The sequence below is a fragment of the Pseudomonas sp. S10E 269 genome, assembly GCF_002798465.1.
GTDB classification, from domain to species: Bacteria; Pseudomonadota; Gammaproteobacteria; order Pseudomonadales; family Pseudomonadaceae; genus Aquipseudomonas; species Aquipseudomonas pergaminensis.
This window is the reverse complement of the sequence record NZ_PHIJ01000001.1, coordinates 2,893,079-2,918,109: the sequence shown is the minus strand read 5'-3', so window position 1 is coordinate 2,918,109 and position 25,031 is coordinate 2,893,079. Positions and strand designations below refer to the sequence as shown.

The following is a 25,031-nucleotide window of genomic DNA, read 5'->3' as shown; positions in this document are numbered from 1 at the left end:
GTGCAGGGTTGGTGAAGCCAGGGGGCGATCAATTCGCCTCTAGAAGTGGGTCGAGTGCGCGAACGTGCTCGACTTGCCAGCCAATCGGTACCACGTCGCCGACCGCCAGGGCTGGGTCCAGCTCAGCAATCGGTTGTTTCACAAAAAAATCGGTCTTGCCGCAGACTTCCAGGCGCACGCGCACGTGGTCGCCCAGGTAGATGAATTCCGCCACCCGCCCAGAGAAGCGGTTGACGCAGCTTTCGCTGGAGCCATTGAGGCTGACACGCTCCGGGCGCACCGACAGGGTCACCGGGCCGCCGACCTGGCCGACATTCACCGCCAGCGCCTCGACCTTCTCGCCCCGCGCCAGCTCCACCACGCAGCGCTCGCCGGTGTGGCTGTGCAGGCGGCCATTGAGGCGGTTGTTCTCGCCGATGAAGTTGGCGACAAAGGTGTTCTTCGGTTCTTCATACAGGGTGCGCGGCGCAGCGATCTGCTGGATCTCGCCCTGGTGGAACACCGCCACCCGGTCTGACATGGTCAAGGCTTCGCCCTGGTCGTGAGTCACATACACCACGGTCACGCCCAGGCGCTGGTGCAGGTGCTTGATCTCCATCTGCATGTGTTCGCGCAGTTGCTTGTCGAGGGCGCCGAGGGGTTCGTCCATCAGCACCAGCTGCGGTTCAAACACCAGCGCCCGAGCCAAGGCCACGCGCTGTTGCTGGCCGCCGGAGAGTTGTGCCGGGTAACGCTGGGCAAACGCGTCGAGCTGGACCATGCTGAGCACGCGTTTGACCCGCTCACTGATATCGGTCTTGCTCAGGCCACGCACTGACAGCGGGAACGCCAGGTTCTCGGCGACGGTCATGTGCGGGAACAGCGCGTAGTTCTGGAACACCATGCCGATGTCGCGCTTATGCGGTGGCACGTTGTTAATGGAACGCCCGGCCAGCTGGATTTCGCCAGCCGTCGGCGTCTCAAAGCCGGCGAGCATCATCAGGCTGGTGGTCTTGCCCGAACCGGACGGCCCGAGCAGGGTCAGGAACTCGCCCTTGCGAATCTCCAGGTTGAGGTCTTTGACGATCAGGTTCTCGCCGTCGTAGCTCTTCTGCACGCCACGAAAGCTGACCAGCACATCATTTGAATCCACCTCGCTCATACCCGCACCTTTGTATTTTGGACTGCTGTGGAACAAGCGTAGTCCAGGCGCAAGGCCCCGGAAATCGGGGGCCAGGAGAGAATTGCATCAGCCGGATGGAAGGTTTGGGGTAGGAATCGCCCTACACGGATGGCGCGCACGGGACGGTGCAGCGACAAGTGGCGAGCTGCAAGCGGCAAGACTGGGCTCGGCGGGGTTTTCGCGGTGTCGTTATCAGGTATGTGGTTAGAGCAGCTTGTGTTCCATGGCGTACTTCACCAACTCCGCCAGGGACGTGATATTGAGCTTTTGCATCAGTCGCGCCTTGTGGGTGCTGATGGTCTTGCTGCTCAGCGCCAGTTGCTGGGCGATGTCGTTGACGTTGGCGCCCTGGGCCAGGCGCTCGAACACCGAGAACTCGCGCTCGGACAGTAATGAATGCAACGGTCGCGTATCGGTGAGGCCGACTTCGAAGACCATCCGGTCTGCCAGGTCCGGGTCGATGTAACGCCCGCCGGCCGCCACCTTGCGGATTGCCGTGAGCAACAGCGCCGGGTCGCTGTCCTTGGTGGCGTAACCGGCGGCGCCGACCTTCAAGGCGCGGGCGGCCATCTGCGCTTCGTCGTGCATCGACAACACCAGGATCGCCGGCGGATTGCTCAGTGCACGGATGCGCGCGATCGCTTCCAGGCCGTTGACGCCAGGCATCGAGATGTCCAGCAGCACCACCTCGCACGGCACATGGCGCAACGTCTCCAGCAGTTGCTCGCCATTGCTCGCTTCCCCAACCACCAACAGGTCTTTGGCCAGGCCGATCAATTGCTTGATGCCTTCACGAACGATGGTGTGGTCTTCGGCTACCAGTACGCGGATCACAGGGACTTCCTCTTGGTGTTATGCATCCAACGGCACCGTGACACTCAGGGTGGTGCCCTCCCCCAACTCGCTGTCCAGGCTCAATTGCCCGCCCATGATCAGCACCCGCTCGCGCATGCCCACCAACCCGAATGACACCGGGCGGCCCTGGGCCTGGATGAAACCGACGCCATCGTCGCTGATGGTCAGTCGCAAATCCGCGCCCTCCACGGCAAGGGTCAGCTCCACAGTATGCGCCTGGGCATGGCGCATCACATTGGTCAGCGCCTCCTGCAAAATGCGGAACAGGCCGATGGCCTTGGCATCGCTGAGAGCCGGCAGGTTATCCGGAACCTGCACCAGGCAGGGAATCTGCGTACGTGCTTCAAAGCGCCGCGCCTGCCATTCGATGGCCGAGGCAATGCCGGCATCCAGAATCGGCGGCCGCAGCGCCGTCGCCACATCGCGCACCAACTGGAACAGCTGGGCGATAAGGCGCTTCATGCTGTTCAAACGCTCGTGCAAACCGGGGTCGAGTTGCGCATAGGCCAGCTCGCACATCGAGGTTTCGAGCTTGAGCACCGTGAGCATTTGCCCAAGCTCGTCGTGTACCTCGCGGGCGATGCGAGCCTTCTCTTCTTCGCGCACGGTTTCCAGGTGGGCGGACAGTTCGCGTAACTGCGCCTCACTTTGCAGCAACGCGGCCAACGTCCGGCGCAACTCGGTGACGTCATTAAGGTAAACCACCAGGTATTCGGCCTCGGCGAACCGCAGAAAACTCAAGGACACATTAGTCGGCAGGATGCTGCCATCGGCTCGCCGGCAGTCAGTGGCAAAATTCTGCGGGCCGTCTTCGCTGGCCCGCGCACGCTTCCACAGGTTGAGCCAGCGGTCCATGTCCAGGCTTGGATCAAGGTCGGCCAGCGGCCGCTCGATCAGCGCCCCGGGGCCGTAGCCGAGCATGTTTTCGGCGGCACGGTTGGCGTAGCGCACATGGCTGTCCCAGTTGACCCAAAGGATACCGACAGTGCTCTGATCGATGGAAAACTGCGTCAGTCGCAAGGCTTCGGCACCGGCGGCACGGGCTGCGCTTTCTTCACGAGCGGCAAGCAGGCCCTGCTCCAGCACCCGTTGCTGGCGTCGCTGCCAGACCACGACGGCCAGGCTGGCAAGCAGCAACAGGCCCAGCAACAGGCTGAGGTTTTGCCACAGCCCCTGGGATTCCGTGAGGCGCGGGTACTTGGGTTGCAGCAAGCGGCTGTGCAATTGGTCCAGGTCGCGGGCAGGAATCGCGCGAAGTGCGCTTTCCATGATGCCGGCCAGTTCCGGCCATTCCCGACGCGTGGCCACCCGCAACAATTGCGGCAAGCCGATATCGCCCACCACCGCCAGCCCGGCAAACTCGGCCTCCCCGGACAAACGGCTCAACTGTGCTTCATCCACCACCGCGTAACGCGCCTGCTGGCTCACCAACAACTGCAGGGCCTGGCGCTCCATTGGCACGCCTTGCAGGTTGAGGGTGGGATAGGTGCTGCGCAGGTAATCGGCCACGGCACTGGGCATGCGCACAGCGACACGGGATTGCTCATCGAGCTTTTCCAACTCAACGGCGCCGCCGCCCTCCCGGATGCCGACGATGTGTTGCGGCACGCGCATATAAGGGTCGGTGAACAACCACAAGCGCAAGCCGGCCGGGGTTTGTTGCAGGCCGGGGGCGACGTCGACTTCGCCTTCGCGCACAGCGGCTTCCAGTTGCTCCTGGTTGGGAAAATTGCGCCAGGTCAGCTCGATGTTCAGGGCCTTGGCCAGCCACTGCATCAACTCGACATTCGCCCCGGACAGCCGTTGCAAACGCCGATCGTATTGCGCGTAAGGCGCCTGCAACACCAGCCCCACCCGCAGCTCGGGGTGCTGGGCCAGCCATTCGCGTTGCTGGGCAGTGAGCTGCGCCTGCGGTGCAGCGGGCGCAGGGGCGGCATTGGCCATCAAGGCAAGGCACAAACAGCCGATAACCAGCAGACAGCGATAAACCATGATCCACGTCTCACATCACTGACAAATACTGACCAACCCATTAGGCTGCTGGAATCACTTCTGGCCGGGAATTAACGATGCCCTTTTTCCAACGTTCGGCACTGCCAGCATTGTGCCTGTCGCTGCTTTTTACCAGTGCCTTTTCTGTACAAGCCGCTGACGCCCCTGCACCTGCCGCCGAAAAACCTGTCGAGCGCCAGCCGCTGCCAGAGCGTAGCCAGGAAGAAGCCAGCTTTCTTACACGCAAAATCCCGCAACAGGAACAGCAACAATTGCAGGCCGGCAGCGATTCATTCCTGGCGCTGTGGAAGCCGGCCAACAGCGCCGAACCCGAGGGCGTGGTGATTATCGTACCGGGCGCCGGCGAAAACGCTGACTGGCCGCAAGCAATCAGCCCGTTGCGGCACAAATTGCCGGATGCCAATTGGGGCAGCCTCAGCCTGTCGCTGCCAGACGTGAGCGTGGACACCCTGCCGCCGCGCGTAATGGAAGCGCCCAAGGCCACTGTCGACACCAGTAGCAAGGAAGCGAGCACCGCCGACAAACCCATCGAGCAGGCCGCCAGTGCCGAAGCCGAAGGCACCGACCCGTCACTGGTGCCGGGCGCCGATGAGCAAGACAAGACCGATGCGTCGCGCATTTTCGACCGCATCGACGCCGCCGTGGCCTTCGCCCAGACCCAGAGCGCGCGCAGTGTGGTACTGCTCGGCCATGGTACCGGCGCCTGGTGGGCCGCGCGCTATCTGAGCGAGAAGCAACCGTCCCAGGTGCAGAAGTTCGTCATGGTGGCGGCGCAGACGCCCACCGGGCGCCATCCCGATGTCCAGCAGTTGGCCCCAGGCCTGAAACTGCCGACTGCCGATGTTTTCTATCAAGACCAAGCCCTATCGCGCAAAAACGCCCTGGCCCGCGCCCAGGCGGCCAAGCGTTTGAAGAATGAGGGCTATAAGCAGGTGTCGTTGAAAACCTTGCCCGGCAACAGTGATGCCGGCCAGGAGCAGTTGTATCGCAGGGTTCGCGGCTGGCTGAGCCCGCAAGCAAGCGCCGACTGAGGGCACACCGCAGGTCTCCTTTGAGGGCGGGCTTGCTCGCGAAGGCGGTGGGTCCGTCAGCGCATCGGATACTGATAGACCGCATTCGCGAGCAAGCCCGCTCCCACACGGGAACGGGTTATCAACGTGAGGAAGTGAAAACTAACGGAAATCCCGGCGTTCGCGGATCAACGCATAGGCGTTGTGCAACTCGCGAGTACGCTCGGTGGCCTCACGCACTTGCGCGGCGCTGGCGCCGGTACCGGCAATCTTGTCCGGATGATGGCGACTGAGCAGGCGGCGATAAGCCCGTTTAATCATCGACGGCTCGGTAGTGGCGGTCACGCCCAGCAAACGCAACGCATCCTGATAAGTGGGGCCCCGACTGACCAGTGGCTTGCGCTCCGGCGTAAAGTCGGCGGCCAGTGCCTGGAGTTGCTGCGGCGTCCAGCCCAGCCACTTGCCCCAGAGGTCGATCAGGTCGCGCTCGGCGTCACTCGCCTTGCCATCCGCCCAGACCATGCGCCAACACGCGCGCAATACACCCTCCGCGGCATGAGGTTGAGCCTTGAGCACACGTAGATAACTGCGAACCCGATCGGAACCGGACTTGCCGCGATTGAACGCCGCAATCGCACGGCGCTGGGCTGAGTCACTCATGTCCAGCGCGCGCATTTCCTGGCGCGCCTGCTGGATATGCCCATCCACCACTCGCCCATTGCTCTTGGCCAAGCGCCCCAGCAACACAAACAACAATTCGTCATTGCGCAATGCCGGGCGCCCGCCCAGGCGCTCGCGCAGTTGCGCCCAACTCTGCAGTTGCAGACGGCGATCCAGCGCCTGCCCCAACAGTGCACCCAACATGGCCCCCGGAATACTGGCAATGGCAAAGCCAGCCCCGGCGCCGATCAGCGTCCCTGGCCACAGCATCTTACTGCCCCGCTGTCAGCAGGGTTTCGACTTGCGCCAGGCGCTCCAGCGTGCCGACATCAATCCAGCGTCCCGCCATGTGTTCCCCCGTTACCAGACCTTTGGCCATGGCCGCTCGCAACAGCGGCGCCAGCTTGAAGGCACCCGCGCTGCAACCCGCGAACAGCTTGGGGTCGAGGACGGAAATGCCACTGAAGGTCAGGTTATCGGCACCGGCCGCTGCATCATGAAGCAAACCTTGATCAAGGTAGAAATCGCCACCCGAAGGGTGATGCGCCGGGTTATCGACCATCACCAAATGAGCCAGGCCCTTGATCGGCTGCTTGAGCTGGGTGAAGTCGTAATCGGTCCAGATGTCGCCATTGACCACCAGGAAAGGCTCGTCCCCCAGCAATGGCAACGCCTGGAAAATTCCCCCGCCGGTTTCCAGCGGCTCGCCTTCTGCGGAGTAACGGATGCGCAGGCCAAACTGCGCACCGTCCCCCAGGTAGCTTTCGATCTGTTGGCCGAGCCAGGCGTGGTTGATCACGATCTCGGTGAAGCCAGCCTTGGCCAGCGCCTCCAGGTGATACTCGATCAAGCGCTTGCCGCCGGCCTGCACCAGCGGCTTGGGCGTGTGCAAGGTCAGTGGACGCATCCGCTCGCCTTTGCCAGCGGCCAGGATCATGGCCTTCATACGCTCGCCTCGACGGGCTGACGCAGGCTGGCCAGCAGCTCACCGAGTTCGCTCAGTTCCGGCCGGTCCGCCAGCACTGCTTCTATATAGGCAAAGAAGCGCGGCACGTCGGCCAGGTAGCGTGGCTTGCCGTCGCGATGACAAATGCGCGCGAAAATCCCGATGACCTTGAGGTGACGCTGCACGCCCATCAAGTCGCTGGCGCGCAGGAAGTCTTCGAAATCCGGCTGCACTGGAATGCCCAGTTGCCCGGCACGCGCCCAATAGCCGCGCTGCCAGTCCCGCACGCGCGCCTTGGGCCAACTGAGGAAGGCGTCCTTGAACAGACACGTGATGTCGTAGGTGACCGGCCCGTAGACCGCATCCTGGAAATCCAGCACGCCTGGGTTCGGCTCGCTGATCATCAGGTTGCGTGGCATATAGTCGCGGTGCACCAGCACCTTCGGCTGCGCCAGGGCGCTGTCAATGAGGTGGTCACTGACACGCTGCCAAAGCGCTTGTTGCTGTGTATCGAGTTCGATACCCAGGTGCCGACGCACGTACCATTCAGGAAACAATTCGAGCTCGCGGCGCAGCAAGGCGACGTCATAGCTGGGCAGCGGCGCGTCCATCGGCAGTTGCTGGAAAGCCAGCAAGGCGTCGATGGCATCGGCAAACAATTGATCGGCGTTTTTGTCGTCAATCACGTCCAGGTAGGTTTTTCTGCCCAGGTCATTGAGCAAAAGAAAGCCTCGCGGCAAATCTTCTGCGTAAATTTTTGGAACATTTATTCCCGACTTCGCCAGCAAATGAGCGATATCGACGAAAGGTTTGCAGTTTTCCTGGGGGGGTGGAGCGTCCATGACCACGAAGGTCCGGCCACCGCCTTCCCAACGGAAGTAGCGCCTGAAACTCGCGTCGCTGCTGGCCGCGGTCAATGTGGCCGGGGGTACGGCACCCCAGTCTTGAGCGTTGAAAAGGATCGGCAACTGCTCATCCAGCCAGACTTCCAGCTGTTGTAAACGTAGATCTTGCTCGGGCATTACAAGGGTCTCCGACGGCGCTAGCCGTCAAGCGGGGCATGCTTTATTATCACGCATCTTTTTCAGACCATCGAGAGGCGTGCGGCCCAAACCGCGGGCAGATGGCACGCAGGAAGCCCGGACTAATAAGATGGCATTGAAATCCCCCGCGTTTCGTAGAAAATTTCCGTTGCTGGTAACCGGCAGTCTGCTGGCCTTGCAACCCTTCGCCACCTCATTCGTGGTCGCCGCGGAACAGTATGACTGCTCAGTCTCTGCTTCGGGTGCCTGGGATTGCGCGCCAAAAACCGCCGCAGCCCCGTTGCCACCACGCCCGGTGCATGACGGTGCAGCCGTCAGCTCCGCCAACAGCACGGCGCAAGCCGATGCTGGCGGCAAAGCCGAGGCCGAGCCCAAGACCGCACTGGTCACCGAATCCAAGGGCCGTGGCCTGCGTTCGCGCAGCGCCGACTACAGCCACCTGGACTGGGTACCGCGCGACAAGCTGACCGCAGCGCAACTGGCCGAAACCGGCCCTTACTGCGGCGGTGCGTACATCGAGCCGACTCGTCCTGGCATGAACGACAAGACGAACAAGAGCGATGCGCCTACCTTCATCGGCGCCAAGGCCTCGCGTTACGAGCAGGAGTCGCAGGTTGCGACCCTGGCAGGCGACGTCGTCATGCGCCAGGGCAGCATGCAGCTGGAGTCGGAAGAAGCCAGCCTGTACCAGGCCGAGAACCGTGGCGAGCTGAACGGCAACGTCCGTCTGCGCGACAACGGTGCACTGATCGTGGGTGACCACGCCGAAGTGCAACTCGATACCGGCGCGGCCCAGATCGACAATGCCGAATACGTGATGCACAAGTCGCGCATCCGCGGTAACGCGCTGTACGCCAAGCGTGCCGAGAACGCGATCATCCGTCTCAAGGACGGTACGTACACCACGTGCGAGCCAGACAGCAACGCCTGGCAGCTCAAGGGCAACAACATCACGTTGAACCCGGCCACCGGTTTCGGTACGGCCACCAACGCGACGTTGCGGGTCAAGAACATCCCGATCCTCTATACGCCTTACATCTACTTCCCGATCGACGACCGTCGTCAATCCGGCTTCCTGCCACCGAGCTTCAGCACCGGCAGCGAAACCGGCTTTACCCTGGTGACGCCGTACTACTTCAACCTGGCGCCGAACTATGACGCCACGTTGTACCCGCAATACATGACCAAGCGCGGCATGATGATGGAAGGCGAATTCCGCTACCTCACCAAGTCCAGCGAAGGCCAGTTCGGCGGCGCGTACCTGAACGACGACAACGACGAACGCAAGCGTCAGACCGACTACGAAAAAACCCGCTACATGCTCAACTGGCAGCACAAGGGCGGGCTGGATTCGCGCGTACTGACCGAGGTCGACTACACCACGATCAGCGATCCCTACTACTTCCAGGACCTCAAGTCCTACCAGGAAGGTGTAGAGAGTCGCGACTACTTGAACCAGCAAGGTGCCGTGACTTATCGCGGCGACACCTTCCAGGCGCGCTTGAACCTGCAGGCCTACCAGCTGGCAACGATTTCGCAGGTCACTCCGTATAACCGCCTGCCGCAGATCACCTTCAATGGTCAGCTGCCGTATCACCCGGGCGGCTTGAACTTCAGCTACGAGACCGAGGCCGTGCGCTTCGATCGCGACCTGGAGAACGGCAACTTCACCAATGAAAACGGTGAAACCGAAGCACGCCTGGACACCTACGTGCGTGGCCTGACCCGTGCAAACGGTACCCGCCTGAACGTAGCACCAGCCGTCGAATACCCGATGAACTGGACCTACGGCTTCGTTACACCGAAGCTCAAGTACGTGTACACCAAGTACGACCTGGACCTGGACAACATCGGCAAGAACCAGATCATTGCTGACCAGGCTACATCGGTGGCAAATGGAACACAGTACGCCGGTGGCACCTTCAAAAGCTCCCAAGACCGTGCGGTCCCAGTGGCCAGCATCGACAGCGGCCTGTACTTCGATCGCAATACCAACTGGTTCGGCAAAGACTATCGCCAGACCCTCGAGCCACGTGCGTTCTACCTGTACGTGCCGAACAAGGACCAGGCTGATATCCCGGTCTTCGACACCAGCGAGTACTCGTTCAGCTACGCTTCGCTGTTCCGCGACAACCGCTTCAGCGGCTCCGACCGGATCGGCGACGAGAACAAGCTGTCCCTGGGCCTGACCAGCCGCTGGATCGAAGAGAATGGCTTCGAGCGTCAGCGCGTGTCCGTGGGCCAGGCGCTGTACTTCAAGGATCGTGAAGTGCAATTGCCAGGCATCCTGGCGGCTGACCGTGCCGATGCACAGTCGGATGTTTCCCCGGTTGCCCTGGACTATGAGTTCCGCTTCAACCGCGACTGGCGCGCCACTGCCGACTACAACTGGGACACCGAGGAACACAGTCCCCGTTCCGGCAGCGCGATGCTCCACTACCAGCCGGAAGACAACCCGAACAAGATCATCAACGTGGGTTATCGCTATCGTAACGACCAGGTTGTCTACAACCAGCTGACCGGCAAATGGCAGTTTGGTGGCGACTACGGCCAGCCAGGCGACGCGAATTTCGTGAAGGATTACTACAAAATCCAACAACACGACTTCTCGATGATGTGGCCGATCATTCCTCAGTGGAACCTGATCACCCGCTGGCAGTATGACTACGCCCGCAACCGTACCCTGGAAGCCTTCGGTGGTTTCGAGTACGACAACTGCTGCTGGAAACTGCGCGTCATCAACCGTTACTGGGTTTCCAACGACGAATACAGCCAGATCGCCCCGCTTAACGAAAAGGGTGACCACGGGCTCTTCTTCCAGATCGTCCTCAAAGGACTCGGCGGCCTGACCGGCGCCAAGGTAGAGAGCTTCCTCGACAAAGGCATTGAAGGTTATCGTGAACGTGAAAACCAAGCTTTCTGATTGTCTGCGCCCGCTAGTGCTGGGCGCGCTGTTCCTGGGTACCGCATCGGCGCACGCTGCGGTTCAAGAACTGGATAAGGTCGTGGCCATCGTCGATAACGATGTGATCATGCAGAGCCAACTGGACCAGCGCGTCAAGGAAGTCCAGCAAACCATCGCCAAGCGTGGCGGTGGCGTGCCACCGACCAGCGTCCTGGACCAACAGGTACTGGAACGCTTGATCGTCGAAAACCTACAACTGCAGATCGGTGATCGTTCCGGCATCCGTATTTCGGACGAAGAACTGAACCAGGCCGTGGGCACCATCGCCCAGCGCAACAACATGAGCATTGACCAGTTCCGTGCAGCCCTGGCCCACGACGGTTTGTCCTATGAGGACGCCCGTGACCAGATCCGCCGTGAAATGATCATCAGCCGTGTGCGTCAGCGCCGTGTTGCCGAACGGGTCCAGGTATCGGAACAAGAAGTGAAGAACTTCCTGGCATCCGACCTGGGCAAGATGCAGCTTTCCGAAGAACTGCACCTGGCCAACATCCTGATCCCGACACCGGACAGCGCCAACTCCGAGCAGCTCAATGCAGCCGCCGCCAAGACCCAGGCTATCTATGATCGCCTGAAAGCCGGTGCCGACTTTGCCCAGATGGCCATTGCCCAATCCGGCAGCGACAACGCCCTCGAAGGCGGTGACATGGGCTGGCGTAAAGCCGCTCAATTGCCACCTCCCTTCGATCGTGAACTGAGCGCAATGGAAGTGGGCGGCATCACCCAGCCAGCCCGCACGCCAGGTGGCTTCATTATCCTGAAATTGCTGGAACGTCGCGGTGGCGAGACCTCGCTGAAAGACGAAGTGCATGTTCGTCATATCCTGGTCAAACCAAGCGAAATCCGCACTGAAGCCCAAACCAAGGAGCTGGCCCAGAAGATCTATGACCGCATCGAAAGCGGTGAAGACTTCGCCACCCTGGCCAAGAGCTTCTCGGAAGATCCGGGTTCTGCCCTCAACGGTGGCGACCTGAATTGGATCGACCCTAAAGCCTTGGTGCCAGAGTTCCAGCAAGTGATGGCCGACACCCCGCAAGGCGTGCTGTCCAAGCCGTTCAAGACCCAATATGGCTGGCACGTGCTGGAAGTCCTTGGCCGTCGCGCCACCGACAACACCAGTCAGGCCCGCGAGCAACAAGCGTTGAACGTGCTGCGTAACCGCAAATACGACGAAGAGCTGCAAACCTGGCTGCGTCAGATCCGCGACGAAGCCTACGTTGAGAACAAGCTGCCAGGCGCCCAGACAGGCACCGACCAGGCCGTTCAGTGAAACCCCAGCGTTTCGCGGTGACACCCGGCGAGCCGGCCGGCATTGGTCCTGACCTGTGCCTGCTGCTCGCCTCGCAACCCCAGCCACACCCCCTGATTGCCATTACCAGCCACGACCTGCTCCTTGAGCGGGCCGTGCAACTGGGTGTGGCTGTCAACTTGCTGAAGGTGGCGCCAGGCAACTGGCCCGACCTGCCCGCCCCCGCCGGCAGCCTGTACGTGTGGGACACCCCGCTGCAGGCCAAGGTGGTTGCCGGGCAACTGGACAAGGCCAATGCAGCGTTCGTGCTGGAAACCCTGACGCGCGCGGGGCAAGGCTGCATCGACGGCGACTTCGCCGGCATGATCACTGCGCCAGTGCACAAGGGCGTGATCAACGAATCCGGCATCGCGTTTTCCGGTCACACCGAATTTCTCGCCGAACTGACCCACACCGAACAAGTGGTGATGATGCTGGCGACGCGCGGCCTGCGGGTCGCTCTGGTGACCACGCACCTGCCGCTGCGTGAGATTGCCGATGCCATCACCGCCGAACGACTGGAACGCGTGACGCGCATCCTGCACGCCGACCTGCAACAGAAGTTCGGCATCGCCCAACCGCGCATCCTGGTCTGTGGGCTCAACCCCCACGCCGGTGAAGGCGGCCACTTGGGCCATGAAGAAATCGACATCATCGAACCAACCCTGGAGCGTCTGCGCCAAGAAGGCATGGACCTGCGCGGCCCACTGCCTGCGGACACTCTGTTTACCCCCAAATATCTGGAGCACTGCGATGCAGTGCTGGCGATGTACCACGACCAGGGGCTGCCGGTGCTTAAATACAAAGGCTTCGGCGCCGCAGTCAACGTGACACTGGGCCTGCCGATCATCCGCACCTCCGTCGACCATGGCACCGCCCTGGATTTGGCGGGCAGTGGCAAGATCGATACCGGCAGCCTGCACGTGGCCCTGGAAACCGCCTATCAGATGGCCGAGACCCGTATATGACTGAGCATTACCAACACCGGGCGCGCAAGCGCTTCGGGCAAAACTTCCTGCACGACGCTGGCGTGATCGACCGTATCCTGCGCTCCATCCATGCCAAGCCCGAAGACCGTCTGCTGGAAATCGGCCCAGGCCAGGGCGCATTGACTCAAGGCCTGCTGGCCAGTGGCGGCCAATTGGACGTGGTTGAGTTGGACAAGGACCTGATCCCGATCCTCAACCAGCAGTTCGCCGGCATGCCCAACTTCAACCTGCATCAGGGTGATGCATTGAAGTTCGACTTCAACACCCTCAACGCCGCGCCCAACAGCCTGCGGGTGGTGGGAAACCTGCCATACAACATCTCTACGCCGCTGATTTTCCACCTGCTGAACAATGCCGGGATCATCCGCGACATGCACTTCATGCTGCAAAAGGAAGTGGTGGAACGCCTGGCTGCCGGGCCTGGCGGTGGCGATTGGGGCCGTCTGTCGATCATGGTCCAGTATCACTGTCGCGTCGAACACCTGTTCAACGTCGGCCCGGGCGCGTTCAATCCTCCGCCGAAGGTCGATTCAGCCATCGTGCGCCTGGTGCCGCACGCCGTGCTGCCACACCCGGCCAAGGATCACAAACTGCTGGAGCGCGTCGTACGCGAAGCCTTCAACCAGCGCCGCAAGACCCTGCGAAACACGCTCAAGGCGTTGTTGAGCAATGCCGAGATCGAAGCCGCCGACGTCGACGGCAGCCTGCGTCCCGAGCAACTGGACCTGGCCGCGTTCGTGCGCCTGGCTGACCAGCTTGCCATTCAGCCCACGCCAGCCGCTGAATAACCCTGTAGTAGCCGGCTTGCCGGCGATGTCGCCCTCAAGATCGCCATCGCCGGCAAGCCGGCTACCATAAGGGCGTGCCCACCCGGCCAGACGGCAAGTCTGGCCTAGTGCCCTCCTCTTGGCCTAGACTGACCGGCATCTGCTGTCCTCCGCTTTTGCTTTTAAGGCCTCTTGCATGTCCGATCCTCGCTACCAGATCGACGTCAGCGTCGTCACCCGCTTCCTGGCGGACCAATCGCAACCTGAACAGAACCGCTTCGCCTTTGCCTACACCATCACGGTGAAAAACAACGGGCTGGTGCCGGCCAAGCTGCTGTCGCGCCACTGGGTCATCACCGACGGTGACGGTCAGGTCGAAGAAGTTCGCGGTGCAGGCGTGGTGGGTCAACAGCCGTTGATCGACAGCGGCGCCAGCCATACCTACAGCAGCGGCACGGTGATGACCTCCAAGGTCGGCACCATGCAGGGCTCGTATCAGATGAAAGCCACCGACGGCCAACTGTTCGACGCCATCATTGCGCCCTTCCGCCTTGCAGTGCCGGGAGCCCTGCACTGATGGCAACCTACGCGGTCGGCGACCTGCAAGGCTGCCTGGAGCCCCTCAAGTGCCTGCTTGAACGCGTAAGCTTCGATCCGGGCAACGATCGACTGTGGCTGGTCGGTGACCTGGTTAATCGTGGCCCGGCATCCCTGGAGACGCTGCGCTACTTATATAGCCTGCGCGAATCCCTGGTGTGCGTACTGGGCAACCACGACCTGCACCTGCTGGCGGCCGGCAATAACATCGAGCGCCTGAAAAAGGGCGATACCCTGCGCGAAATCCTCGAAGCGCCCGATCGCGCCGAGTTGCTCGACTGGCTGCGCCGGCAAAAAATCATGCATTACGATGAAGGCCGCAACATGGCGCTGGTCCATGCGGGCATCCCACCCCAGTGGACACTCAAGAAAGCCCTCAAATGTGCCGCCGAAGTCGAGAGCGCCCTCGCCGATGACAACCTGTACACCGCTTATCTTGACGGCATGTACGGTAACGAGCCGGTGAAGTGGGACAACGACCTCACGGGCGTTACGCGGCTGCGGGTAATCACGAATTACTTCACGCGCATGCGCTTTTGCACCGCGGAAGGCAAGCTGGACCTCAAGAGCAAGGAAGGTGCCGACACCGCACTGCCCGGTTACAAACCCTGGTTCGCCCACAAGGAACGCAAAACCCGCGACACGAAGATCGTCTTCGGTCACTGGGCCGCCCTTGAGGGCAAATGCGATGAACCCGGCGTATTCGCCCTCGACACCGGTTGTGTGTGGGGCGGCGCCATGACCCTGATGAACATCGACACGGGCGAGCGCCACAGCTGCCAGTGCGAATCCCCCCTTCCCGTTACACTGCCGGCCGCCGCCAAGCGCTAGACGCCGCCGCTGCCAAGCCCAAGGAGCCCGCCATGAGCGAATTCAAACGTATCCCCCCTGAACAAGCCCAGGCCCTGCGCGAGAGAGGTGCAGTGGTGGTCGACATCCGTGACCAGCCGACCTATTTGGCTGCCCACATCACCGGCGCCCAACATCTGGACAACGTCAACATCGCCGATTTCATCCGCGCTGCCGACCTCGATGCACCGGTGATCGTGGCCTGCTACCACGGCAATTCCAGCCAGAGCGCGGCGGCCTACCTGATCAGCCAGGGCTTCTCCGACGTCTACAGCCTGGACGGTGGCTTTGAGCTGTGGCGCACGACCTATCCTGCGGAAATTTCCTCAGGCAATTCGCAATAATTTTTTTACACCCCGCTACCCCGCGTGACGCTTGGGCTCGCGCCGTTTCTGACGAACGGCGCAGCCAAACTAATTGCGCATCGCGCCTTGACCTCTCCGATTCCGAACTATCCTTAAGCGCAGGCCATCCGAATCAGGGGAGAGCCGGTACACCGGCGTGCGGGTCATCGGTAGCGTTTCAGGGTGTTTGGGGGGAAAACAGCCGTTGGCGTTCGCCAATGTCTGCCAGCATCGACTGATTGATCCGGCGTCGGCTCCACGTATCGAGCGAGGTGACGACGTCATGAGTATTTTTAGCCACTTCAAAAACCGCTTCGAATCCACACAGCAGGAAGAACTCACGCTGCAAGAGTATCTCGAGCTGTGCAAACAGGATCGCAGCACCTACGCCTCTGCCGCCGAACGTCTGCTGCTGGCAATTGGCGAGCCGGAGCTGATAGACACCTCGAACAATTCGCGCCTGTCGCGAATATTCTCCAACAAGGTGATCCGCCGTTATCCGGCCTTTGAAGACTTCCACGGAATGGAAGAATGCATTGACCAGATCGTCTCCTACTTCCGCCATGCCGCCCAAGGCCTGGAAGAGAAGAAACAGATCCTCTATCTGCTCGGTCCCGTCGGCGGCGGCAAGTCGTCCCTGGCCGAAAAGCTCAAACAGCTGATCGAGAAGGTGCCCTTCTACGCCATCAAGGGCTCACCGGTCTTCGAGTCGCCCCTGGGCCTGTTCAACGCCACGGAAGATGGCGCGATCCTCGAAGAAGACTTCGGCATCCCGCGCCGCTACCTCAACACCATCATGTCGCCGTGGGCCACCAAGCGCCTGGCCGAGTTCGGCGGTGATATCAGCCAATTCCGCGTGGTGAAACTCTACCCATCGATCCTCAACCAGATCGGCGTAGCCAAGACCGAACCAGGCGACGAGAACAACCAGGACATTTCGGCCCTGGTGGGCAAGGTCGATATCCGCAAACTCGAGGAATTCCCACAGAACGACGCCGACGCCTACAGCTACTCGGGCGCACTGTGCCGGGCCAACCAGGGCCTGATGGAGTTCGTGGAAATGTTCAAGGCACCGATCAAGGTGCTGCACCCCCTGCTTACCGCGACCCAGGAAGGCAACTACAACAGCACCGAGGGCCTGGGCGCGATCCCGTTCACCGGGATCCTGCTGGCCCACTCCAACGAATCGGAATGGCACACCTTCCGCAACAACAAGAACAACGAAGCCTTCATCGACCGGATCTACATCGTCAAGGTGCCGTACTGCCTGCGGGTCAGCGATGAAATCAAGATCTACGACAAGCTGTTGTTCAACAGCTCCCTGTCCAAGGCTCATTGCGCCCCCGACACTTTGAAGATGCTCGCCCAGTTCACCGTGCTGTCGCGCCTCAAGGAGCCGGAAAACTCGAACATCTATTCGAAGATGCGCGTGTACGACGGCGAAAACCTCAAGGACACCGATCCGAAGGCCAAATCGATCCAGGAATACCGCGACACTGCCGGCGTGGACGAGGGCATGAACGGCCTGTCGACACGCTTTGCGTTCAAGATCCTGTCCAAGGTCTTCAACTTCGACCCGCACGAGATCGCCGCCAACCCTGTGCATTTGCTCTACGTGCTGGAACAGCAGATCGAGCAGGAACAATTCCAGGCGGAGACCCGCGAGCGCTACCTGCGCTTCCTCAAGGAATACCTGGCGCCGCGCTATATCGAGTTCATCGGCAAGGAAATCCAGACCGCGTACCTGGAGTCCTACAGCGAGTACGGCCAGAACATCTTCGACCGCTACGTGCTCTACGCCGACTTCTGGATCCAGGACCAGGAATACCGCGACCCGGAAACCGGCGAAATCCTCAACCGCGTAGCGCTCAACGAGGAACTGGAAAAAATCGAGAAACCCGCCGGTATCAGCAATCCGAAAGATTTCCGCAACGAAATCGTCAACTTCGTACTGCGCGCCAGGGCCAACAACAACGGCAAGAACCCTACCTGGCTCAGCTACGAGAAGCTGCGGGTGGTCATCGAGAAGAAAATGTTCTCCAACACCGAGGATCTGCTGCCGGTCATCAGCTTCAACGCCAAGGCCAGCAAGGAGGACCAGCAAAAACACAACGACTTCGTCACACGAATGGTCGAGCGCGGCTACACCGACAAACAGGTACGGCTGCTCTCCGAGTGGTACCTGCGGGTTCGCAAATCGCAGTAAGGCAGCGACAGGCGTGCGCTGCCGGGCCTCAGGCCTGGCAGCCGACCGCTTGTCTCTAAGCTTCCAGCTCGCGGCTTGAAGCTTGTAACGTGAAGCTGCCCGGAGGGCTCCCCATGAGCTATGTGATCGACCGACGCCTCAATGGCAAGAACAAAAGCACGGTAAACCGCCAGCGTTTCCTGCGGCGTTACCGTGACCACATCAAAAAGGCCGTTGAAGAGGCCGTCAGCCGCCGTTCCATTACCGATATGGAGCATGGCGAACAAATCAGCATTCCCGGACGGGACATCGACGAACCGGTGCTGCACCACGGCCGGGGCGGTAAGCAGACCGTCGTGCACCCCGGCAACAAGGAGTTCACCACCGGCGAACACATCCAGCGCCCCCAAGGCGGTGGCGGCGGCAAAGGCCCGGGCAAGGCGGGTAACTCCGGCGAAGGCATGGACGAGTTCGTGTTCCAGATCACCCAGGAAGAATTCCTCGAATTCATGTTCGAGGACCTGGAACTGCCCAATTTGGTCAAGCGCAACCTGACCGGCACCGACACGTTCAAGACCGTGCGCGCCGGGATCAGCAACGAGGGCAACCCGTCACGCATCAATATCATTCGCACCCTACGCTCGGCCCATGCCCGGCGTATCGCCCTTTCCGGCAGCAGCCGCGCCAAACTGAAGGAAGCCAAAGACGAATTGGCGCGCCTGAAGCGTGAAGAACCGGATAACTTCGGTGATATTCAGGAAATCGAGGCGGAAATCGAGAAACTCAGCGCGCGTATTCATCGCGTGCCCTTCCTCGACACCTTTGACTTGAAGTACAACCTGCTGGTCAAACAGCCCAATCCCAGCTCCAAGGCGGTGATGTTCTGCCTGATGGACGTGTCGGGCTCCATGACGCAGGCCACCAAGGACATCGCCAAGCGCTTCTTCATCCTGCTGTATCTGTTCCTCAAGCGGAACTACGACAAGATCGACGTCGTGTTCATTCGCCATCACACCAGCGCACGAGAAGTAGACGAAGAAGAGTTCTTCTATTCACGCGAAACCGGCGGCACCATCGTTTCCAGCGCCTTGAAACTGATGCAAGAGATCATGGCCGAACGCTATCCGGCCAATGAGTGGAACATCTACGCCGCCCAGGCCTCGGACGGGGACAACTGGAACGACGACTCGCCCATCTGCCGCGACATCCTGATCAACCAGATCATGCCGTTTGTGCAGTACTACACTTACGTTGAAATCACCCCCCGTGAGCACCAGGCACTGTGGTTCGAATACGAGCGCATCGGCGAAGCCTTTGCCGACACATTCGCCCAACAGCAATTGGTCTCGGCCGGCGATATCTACCCGGTCTTCCGTGAACTCTTCCAGCGCAGGTTAGTGACATGACCGCCAAAAAAGAGCAAAAACGCCAACCTATCTCCACGGGCTCCGAGTGGACCTTTGAACTGATCCAGGCCTATGACCGGGAAATCAGCCGCATTGCGGCGGGTTATGCCCTGGACACCTACCCCAACCAGATCGAAGTGATCACCGCCGAACAGATGATGGATGCCTATGCATCGGTGGGCATGCCGCTGGGCTATCACCATTGGTCCTACGGCAAACACTTCCTCAGCACCGAGAAGTCCTACACTCGGGGCCAGATGGGCCTGGCCTACGAGATCGTGATCAACTCCGACCCCTGCATCGCTTACCTGATGGAAGAAAACACCATCTGCATGCAGGCACTGGTGGTGGCGCATGCCTGCTACGGGCATAACAGCTTCTTCAAGGGCAATTACCTGTTTCGCACCTGGACCGACGCCAGTTCGATCATCGATTACCTGGTGTTCGCCAAGCAGTACATCATGCAGTGCGAGGAACGCCACGGCATCGACGCAGTGGAAGACCTGCTCGACTCCTGCCACGCGCTGATGAACTATGGCGTGGACCGTTACAAACGCCCGTACCCGATCTCCGCCGAGGAAGAACGCCTGCGCCAGAAGGAACGCGAGGAACACCTGCAGAAACAGATCAACGACCTGTGGCGCACCATCCCCAAGCGCGCTGGCAAGAACAGCGACAAGGACAATGCACGCTTCCCCGCCGAACCCCAGGAAAACATCTTGTACTTCCTGGAAAAGCACGCCCCCTTGCTTGAACCTTGGCAACGGGAAATCGTGCGCATCGTGCGCAAGATCGCCCAGTATTTCTATCCACAGCGCCAGACCCAGGTCATGAACGAAGGCTGGGCAACGTTCTGGCACTACACGCTGATGAATGACCTATACGACGAAGGCCTGGTCACCGACGGCTTCATGATGGAGTTCCTGACCTCTCACACCAGCGTAGTCTTCCAGCCCGGCTTCGACAGCCCTTACTACAACGGCATCAACCCCTATGCACTGGGCTTTGCCATGTACCGTGACATTCGGCGCATGTGCGAACACCCTACCGAGGAAGACCGCCGCTGGTTCCCGGAAATCGCTGGCAGCGATTGGTTGTCCACCATCAAGTTCGCCATGAGCAGCTTCAAGGATGAGAGTTTTATCCTGCAGTACCTGTCGCCTCAGGTGATCCGCGATCTCAAGCTGTTCAGCATTCTCGACGATGATCTCAAGGATGATCTGGTAGTGCCGGCGATCCACGACGAACCTGGCTACCGCATCATCCGCGAAACCCTGGCGGCGCAGTACAACCTGGGTAATCGCGAACCCAACGTGCAGATCTACAGCATCGATGTGCGTGGCGACCGCTCGCTGACCTTGCGTCACCAGCAGCACGACCGCAAACCCCTGGGTGAGTCCACCGAGGAGGTGCTCAAGCACTTGCACCGGCTATGGGGCTTCGATATCCATCTGGAAACCCTGCAAGGCGATCAGGTGATGAAGACCCATCATGTGCCACCGCGCACCGATCACAACGACAACGACTACGGTCGCCTGGACCTGGCCGTCGTACATCTCTGAAACAGCAAAGCCTCCATTGGCCAGGCACAGGCGGTATCCTGTGGCGCTAATGGAGGCTTTTTCATGAAAATCTACAAAGTCGGCGGTGCCGTGCGTGACCGCCTGCTGGGCATCAAGGTCACCGACATCGACCGCGTCGTCGTGGGCGCAACCACCGAGGAGATGCTGGCCAGGGGCTTCAAGCCTGTGGGCTCAGACTTCCCGGTATTCCTGGACCCGAAAAACGGCGACGAATACGCCTTGGCCCGTACCGAACGCAAGAGCGGCCGCGGCTACGGCGGCTTTGTGTTTCATGCCAGCCCCGAAGTTACCCTGGAAGAGGACCTGATCCGTCGCGACTTGACCATCAATGCGATGGCGGAAGACGACGACGGCAACCTGACCGATCCCTACCATGGCCAGCGTGATCTGGAAGCACGCATTCTGCGCCACGTTTCCCCGGCGTTCGCCGAAGATCCATTACGTGTACTGCGAGTCGCGCGCTTTGCTGCGCGCTATGCGCACTTGGGTTTTACCGTCGCGCCGGAAACGCTGGAACTCATGCGTCAACTCAGCGAATCCGGCGAACTGGAAGCCCTGACGCCTGAGCGCAGCTGGAAAGAAATATCCCGGGCACTGATGGAGAACCAGCCTCAGGTGTTCATCCAGGTACTGCGCGACTGTAATGCGCTGAAAACCTTGATGCCCGAGGTCGATGCACTCTTTGGTGTACCGCAACCCGCAGTTCATCACCCGGAAATCGATACCGGCCTGCACACCTTGAGCGTATTGGAACAGGCTGCACTCCACCAGCAGCCGCTGACTGTACGCTGGGCCTGCCTGCTTCACGACCTGGGCAAAGGCACGACACCTGTGGATAAGTTGCCGCAGCACATTGCCCATGAACACCGAGGTTTGGAGCTGATCAAGGCTGTCAATGAACGCTTCAAAGTACCGAAGGATTGCCAGGAATTGGCGTTGCTGGTGGGCCAATACCACACTCACGGCCATCGGGCACTTGAGCTAAGAGCCTCGACGTTGCTGGAATTGCTGCAGAGCTTTGACGTGTATCGTCGGCCACAGCGCTTTGAAGAGTTTGTGGTCGCCTGCGAGATGGACGCCCGAGGCCGCAAGGGGCTGGAGCAAAGAAGTTATCCACAAGCGGATTATTTGCGTGGGGCCGCGAAGGCCGCTCGCGAAGTGGCGGTTGCCCCCTTACTGGAGAAGGGTTTCAAAGGCCCTGAGCTGGGCGAGGCCCTCAAGCGCGAACGGCTCAAGGCCCTAAAAATCTACAAAGAACACCACGCACTGTAGGCGCTCGGCTTGTCGGCGATAGCGACCTCAAGAACGCCATCGCCGGCAAGCCGGACGCCTACAGGAGAATGTTTGGCGTGAGTGGCTGGCCCTGCCATTCAAACGCGACAGGCGCCAGCACCTGGTCAATCTGCGCGTCGCGCCACAGCTCAGCCAGGCTCTTGCCCACTTCAGGGTGTACGCGCGCGGGCGCCATCAGCGACAGCGGCCACAGCACAAACGCGTTCTTCAGGATCTCTGCACGCGGCAGCACCAAACCATCGAAATTGCCCACTAGATCGCCATACAACAGCACGTCTATATCCAGCGGCAGCCCCTTGCGATCCGGCGCGTAGCGGCCATTGTCGGCCTCGATGAACTTCAAACGGCGATCCAGCTCCATCAACGGCAGATCGGTGTAGGCCGACACCACCAGGTTGAAGAACGGCCCGCTCTTGATACCCACTGGCTGGCTCTCGAACACCGGCGAACAACGCAGATCCGTCAGGAAACTCGCCAACGCGTCCAGACCAGCGCACAGATGCCGCTCACGCTCGATGTTGCTGCCTAGGCCTAGGTAAACCTGAGTTAGCGACATCCGCGCTCGATCTCCACGCCCACGCCCTTGGCAGCCGGCACGGCGCCTGGCTTGGTCAGTTTGAGGTGCAACCAGGGAATCTGGAATTCACTCATCAACACGTCGGCCAGGCGCTCGGCAAAGGTTTCCACCAGTTGGAACTGGGACTGTTCGGCAAACGCCTGGATACGGGCGGACACACTGGCGTAATCCAGCGCCAAGGTCAGGTCGTCACCAGCGGCGGCCGGGCGATTATCCCAGGCGAAGCTCAGGTCCAGGCGCAGGCATTGGCGGATTCCGCGCTCCCAGTCGTAGGCCCCGATGACGGTGTCGACTTCCAGGCCTTCGATAAACACTCTGTCCAAGCACTCTTCTCCGCAGCACGACAAGGGCGCGATGCCCCGTTAGAATCAGGGCGTCCTCGCCCGGAATAGTTAGCATGTTTTGGTCACTGGCGGTTTTCGCCTACCTGCTCGGCTCGCTGTCCTTTGCCATCTTGCTCAGCCGCCTGACGGGAAATCCCGACCCGCGAATGAGTGGCTCAGGCAATGCCGGCGCCACCAATATGTTGCGCCTGGCCGGCAAGAAGCTCGCCGTACTGACGCTTTTGGGTGACGTCTGCAAGGGCCTGTTGCCCGTGCTGATCGCCAGCCTCGCCGGCCTTACCCTGCAACAGCAGGCCTGGATCGGCGTATGCGCGGTCCTGGGCCATCTGTTTCCACTGTACTTCCGCTTTCGCGGTGGCAAAGGCGTCGCCACGGCTGCCGGCATGTTGCTGGGGATTTACCCACCGGCAGCGTTGCTGGCCGTTCTCGCCTGGCTGCTGACGTTCTACCTGACCCGCACCAGCTCACTCGCCGCGCTGATCGCCACTCCGCTCACCCTGCCGCTACTGGCCTGGCAGGAACCGGCGGCATTGCTGCCGATGAGCGTACTGACACTGTTGATCGTCTGGCGCCACCGGGGCAATTTACGCGACCTGTTTGCCGGGCGCGAACGGCATTTTTAAATACGTTCGCTGACCCCGGCCCACGTTACGGCGTTACAGCGGCGACAATTGCTCCATCGGCCAGCGCGCCTGCACGCTGATCGCCAGGCTCTCATGCTGCCCGGCCTGCAGGCGCTGGCAACCGGCATAGGCGATCATCGCGCCATTGTCGGTGCAGAACTCGGGCCGCGCGTAAAACACATCGCCTTTCATGTCGCCGAGCATTTTTTCCAGTGAACTGCGCAAGGCCTTGTTGGCGCTGACGCCGCCTGCGATCACCAGGCGCTTCATACCCGCCTGTTTCAGGGCGCGCTTGCACTTGATGGTCAAAGTCTCCACCACGGCCTGCTGGAACGCCAGTGCGATGTCGCAACGGGCTTGCTCACTGTCGTCCCCGGCGCTGACGCTCTGCTGCCAGGTGTTCAGCGCGGAGGTTTTCAAGCCGCTGAAGCTGAACATCAAGCCGGGGCGATCACACATCGGGCGCGGGAAGGTGTAGCGACCGGCAACACCCCTTTCGGCGAGACGGGCGATTTCCGGTCCGCCTGGATAATTGAGGCCCATCATCTTCGCGGTCTTGTCGAAAGCTTCCCCGGCGGCGTCATCCAGGGACTCACCCAAAAGGGTGTATTGACCGATACCATCCACCTGAACCAACTGCGTATGGCCGCCCGAAACCAACAAAGCGACGAACGGGAACTGTGGCGGTGTTTTTTCCAGCATCGGCGCCAGTAAATGGCCTTCCATATGATGCACACCGAGGGCCGGAATACCCCAGGCAAAGGCCAGCGCCTGGGCGCAAGAGGCCCCCACCAGCAGGGCTCCAACCAATCCAGGCCCGGCGGTATAGGCAATGGCGTCGATTTCGGTCGGCACGCAGCCGGCCTCATCCAGCACCTGGCGAATCAGGGGCAGCATACGCTTGACGTGATCACGGCTGGCCAGCTCCGGCACCACGCCGCCATAGGCACGGTGCAGGTCGATCTGGCTGAACAGCGCATCGGCCAAGAGCCCGCGTTCACTGTCGTAAAGTGCGACACCGGTTTCGTCGCAGGAGGTTTCAAGTCCCAGTACTAGCATGGGTTTGCGCCTTGTAGAGGCTGAATTCGAAGGCGCGCATAATAGTCGCCACTCCCCCTCCCGACTAGCGGTTTTCGATCAGAGGCTTTGCATTCCGGGCAATGAGGGGTTAACATCCGCAACCCTTAAAAACCGACGACCTCAGCCGCGAATTTTTTGCGACGAGAACGTTGATCCCGGTAATGAAAGAAGGTAGCTCTGGATGCCAGCCGTCAAAGTTAAAGAGAACGAACCCTTCGACGTAGCTCTGCGTCGTTTCAAGCGCTCCTGCGAAAAAGCCGGTGTACTGGCTGAAGTTCGTAGCCGCGAATTTTACGAGAAGCCTACTTCTGAGCGTAAGCGTAAAGCAGCAGCCGCTGTTAAGCGTCACGCCAAGAAAGTTCAGCGCGAACAGCGCCGCGCCGTTCGTCTGTACTAATACACAGACGTCTGTAGCAAGCTTCTGCCAAGCCCGGCCCTCAGCCGGGCTATTG

General features: G+C 60.7%; 23 protein-coding genes. 14 read left to right on the top strand and 9 right to left on the bottom strand.

The annotated features are described in order from the left end of the window. Nucleotides 1-28 precede the first annotated feature (28 nt). The 3 genes from CWC48_RS13450 to CWC48_RS13440 all read right to left on the bottom strand — a co-directional run bounded on the left by CWC48_RS13450 (nucleotide 29) and on the right by CWC48_RS13440 (nucleotide 4,009). Nucleotides 29-1,141, bottom strand: coding sequence for an ABC transporter ATP-binding protein (locus CWC48_RS13450; RefSeq protein WP_058424775.1), 1,113 nt, complete (start codon nucleotides 1,139-1,141; stop codon nucleotides 29-31). A 225-nt stretch (nucleotides 1,142-1,366) separates the two neighbouring features. Then, nucleotides 1,367-1,996 (bottom strand): response regulator transcription factor, encoded by a 630-nt coding sequence (locus CWC48_RS13445; protein ID WP_017739608.1) that lies wholly within the window; start codon nucleotides 1,994-1,996, stop codon nucleotides 1,367-1,369. Nucleotides 1,997-2,014: 18 nt separating this feature from the next. Then, nucleotides 2,015-4,009 carry a histidine kinase gene (locus tag CWC48_RS13440; protein WP_100492018.1) on the bottom strand — a complete coding sequence of 665 codons (1,995 nt, stop codon included), beginning with the start codon at nucleotides 4,007-4,009 and terminating at the stop codon, nucleotides 2,015-2,017. A 77-nt stretch (nucleotides 4,010-4,086) separates the two neighbouring features. Here CWC48_RS13440 and CWC48_RS13435 point away from each other — a divergent pair, with 77 nt between their 5' ends. Further along, nucleotides 4,087-5,061 (top strand): alpha/beta hydrolase family protein, encoded by a 975-nt coding sequence (locus CWC48_RS13435; RefSeq protein ID WP_099493037.1) that lies wholly within the window; start codon nucleotides 4,087-4,089, stop codon nucleotides 5,059-5,061. A gap of 141 nt (nucleotides 5,062-5,202) precedes the next feature. On the opposite strand, the gene CWC48_RS13430 is transcribed toward CWC48_RS13435, so the two are convergent. The 3 genes from CWC48_RS13430 to CWC48_RS13420 are packed head-to-tail and all read right to left on the bottom strand — an operon-like array spanning nucleotide 5,203 to nucleotide 7,668. Further along, nucleotides 5,203-5,970 (bottom strand): TerB family tellurite resistance protein, encoded by a 768-nt coding sequence (locus tag CWC48_RS13430; RefSeq protein WP_100492017.1) that lies wholly within the window; start codon nucleotides 5,968-5,970, stop codon nucleotides 5,203-5,205. A 1-nt stretch (nucleotide 5,971) separates the two neighbouring features. Beyond that, the gene (murU, locus tag CWC48_RS13425) at nucleotides 5,972-6,646 is read right to left on the bottom strand and encodes an N-acetylmuramate alpha-1-phosphate uridylyltransferase MurU (protein WP_078050420.1); all 675 of its coding nucleotides are present in this window, start codon (nucleotides 6,644-6,646) and stop codon (nucleotides 5,972-5,974) included. Then, the gene (locus CWC48_RS13420) at nucleotides 6,643-7,668 is read right to left on the bottom strand and encodes an aminoglycoside phosphotransferase family protein (protein ID WP_099493039.1); all 1,026 of its coding nucleotides are present in this window, start codon (nucleotides 7,666-7,668) and stop codon (nucleotides 6,643-6,645) included. The genes murU and CWC48_RS13420 overlap by 4 nt, the downstream gene beginning before the upstream one ends. A 130-nt stretch (nucleotides 7,669-7,798) precedes the next feature. Between CWC48_RS13420 and CWC48_RS13415 the strand changes: the two genes are divergently transcribed. The 11 genes from CWC48_RS13415 to CWC48_RS13365 all read left to right on the top strand — a co-directional run bounded on the left by CWC48_RS13415 (nucleotide 7,799) and on the right by CWC48_RS13365 (nucleotide 21,934). Continuing rightward, a complete protein-coding gene (locus CWC48_RS13415; RefSeq protein ID WP_100492016.1) occupies nucleotides 7,799-10,612 on the top strand; it encodes an LPS-assembly protein LptD in 2,814 nt (937 codons plus the stop codon). After that, nucleotides 10,587-11,924, top strand: coding sequence for a peptidylprolyl isomerase (locus CWC48_RS13410; protein WP_078050423.1), 1,338 nt, complete (start codon nucleotides 10,587-10,589; stop codon nucleotides 11,922-11,924). Before CWC48_RS13415 ends, CWC48_RS13410 begins: the two co-directional genes overlap by 26 nt. Continuing rightward, nucleotides 11,921-12,910 (top strand): 4-hydroxythreonine-4-phosphate dehydrogenase PdxA, encoded by a 990-nt coding sequence (gene pdxA, locus CWC48_RS13405; protein ID WP_099493041.1) that lies wholly within the window; start codon nucleotides 11,921-11,923, stop codon nucleotides 12,908-12,910. Before CWC48_RS13410 ends, pdxA begins: the two co-directional genes overlap by 4 nt. Further along, nucleotides 12,907-13,719, top strand: a complete 813-nt coding sequence (gene rsmA, locus CWC48_RS13400) for a 16S rRNA (adenine(1518)-N(6)/adenine(1519)-N(6))-dimethyltransferase RsmA (protein WP_100492015.1) — start codon at nucleotides 12,907-12,909, stop codon at nucleotides 13,717-13,719. Before pdxA ends, rsmA begins: the two co-directional genes overlap by 4 nt. Before the next feature lie 175 nt (nucleotides 13,720-13,894). Next, nucleotides 13,895-14,275, top strand: a complete 381-nt coding sequence (gene apaG, locus CWC48_RS13395) for a Co2+/Mg2+ efflux protein ApaG (protein ID WP_010206973.1) — start codon at nucleotides 13,895-13,897, stop codon at nucleotides 14,273-14,275. Then, the gene (locus CWC48_RS13390; RefSeq protein ID WP_078050426.1) at nucleotides 14,275-15,126 is read left to right on the top strand and encodes a symmetrical bis(5'-nucleosyl)-tetraphosphatase; all 852 of its coding nucleotides are present in this window, start codon (nucleotides 14,275-14,277) and stop codon (nucleotides 15,124-15,126) included. The genes apaG and CWC48_RS13390 overlap by 1 nt, the downstream gene beginning before the upstream one ends. Nucleotides 15,127-15,158: 32 nt before the next feature. Then, a complete protein-coding gene (gene glpE / locus CWC48_RS13385; protein ID WP_078050427.1) occupies nucleotides 15,159-15,488 on the top strand; it encodes a thiosulfate sulfurtransferase GlpE in 330 nt (109 codons plus the stop codon). Between the two features lie 283 nt (nucleotides 15,489-15,771). Beyond that, entirely contained in the window at nucleotides 15,772-17,694 is a 1,923-nt protein-coding gene (locus CWC48_RS13380) for a PrkA family serine protein kinase (RefSeq protein ID WP_078050428.1), read from the top strand. Between the two features lie 113 nt (nucleotides 17,695-17,807). Next, complete coding sequence (locus CWC48_RS13375) at nucleotides 17,808-19,079, top strand: YeaH/YhbH family protein (protein WP_034109658.1); 1,272 nt, start codon at nucleotides 17,808-17,810, stop codon at nucleotides 19,077-19,079. Then, nucleotides 19,076-20,641 (top strand): SpoVR family protein, encoded by a 1,566-nt coding sequence (locus tag CWC48_RS13370; protein ID WP_078050429.1) that lies wholly within the window; start codon nucleotides 19,076-19,078, stop codon nucleotides 20,639-20,641. The genes CWC48_RS13375 and CWC48_RS13370 overlap by 4 nt, the downstream gene beginning before the upstream one ends. Nucleotides 20,642-20,704: 63 nt before the next feature. Beyond that, entirely contained in the window at nucleotides 20,705-21,934 is a 1,230-nt protein-coding gene (locus tag CWC48_RS13365; protein WP_100492014.1) for a multifunctional CCA addition/repair protein, read from the top strand. Between the two features lie 58 nt (nucleotides 21,935-21,992). Here the strand turns inward: CWC48_RS13365 and folK are convergent, their stop codons facing one another. Next, nucleotides 21,993-22,511, bottom strand: a complete 519-nt coding sequence (gene folK / locus CWC48_RS13360; protein WP_078050431.1) for a 2-amino-4-hydroxy-6-hydroxymethyldihydropteridine diphosphokinase — start codon at nucleotides 22,509-22,511, stop codon at nucleotides 21,993-21,995. Beyond that, entirely contained in the window at nucleotides 22,502-22,855 is a 354-nt protein-coding gene (gene folB, locus CWC48_RS13355; RefSeq protein ID WP_099493044.1) for a dihydroneopterin aldolase, read from the bottom strand. Before folB ends, folK begins: the two co-directional genes overlap by 10 nt. Nucleotides 22,856-22,929: 74 nt before the next feature. Here folB and plsY point away from each other — a divergent pair, with 74 nt between their 5' ends. Further along, nucleotides 22,930-23,499, top strand: coding sequence for a glycerol-3-phosphate 1-O-acyltransferase PlsY (plsY, locus tag CWC48_RS13350; RefSeq protein ID WP_078050433.1), 570 nt, complete (start codon nucleotides 22,930-22,932; stop codon nucleotides 23,497-23,499). A 33-nt stretch (nucleotides 23,500-23,532) separates the two neighbouring features. Here the strand turns inward: plsY and tsaD are convergent, their stop codons facing one another. Then, nucleotides 23,533-24,558: a tRNA (adenosine(37)-N6)-threonylcarbamoyltransferase complex transferase subunit TsaD gene (gene tsaD / locus CWC48_RS13345; RefSeq protein WP_078050434.1), complete on the bottom strand. Its 1,026-nt coding sequence runs from the start codon at nucleotides 24,556-24,558 to the stop codon at nucleotides 23,533-23,535. A gap of 202 nt (nucleotides 24,559-24,760) precedes the next feature. Here tsaD and rpsU point away from each other — a divergent pair, with 202 nt between their 5' ends. After that, nucleotides 24,761-24,976: a 30S ribosomal protein S21 gene (gene rpsU / locus CWC48_RS13340; protein ID WP_002551877.1), complete on the top strand. Its 216-nt coding sequence runs from the start codon at nucleotides 24,761-24,763 to the stop codon at nucleotides 24,974-24,976. The last annotated feature ends 55 nt before the right edge of the window (nucleotides 24,977-25,031 follow it).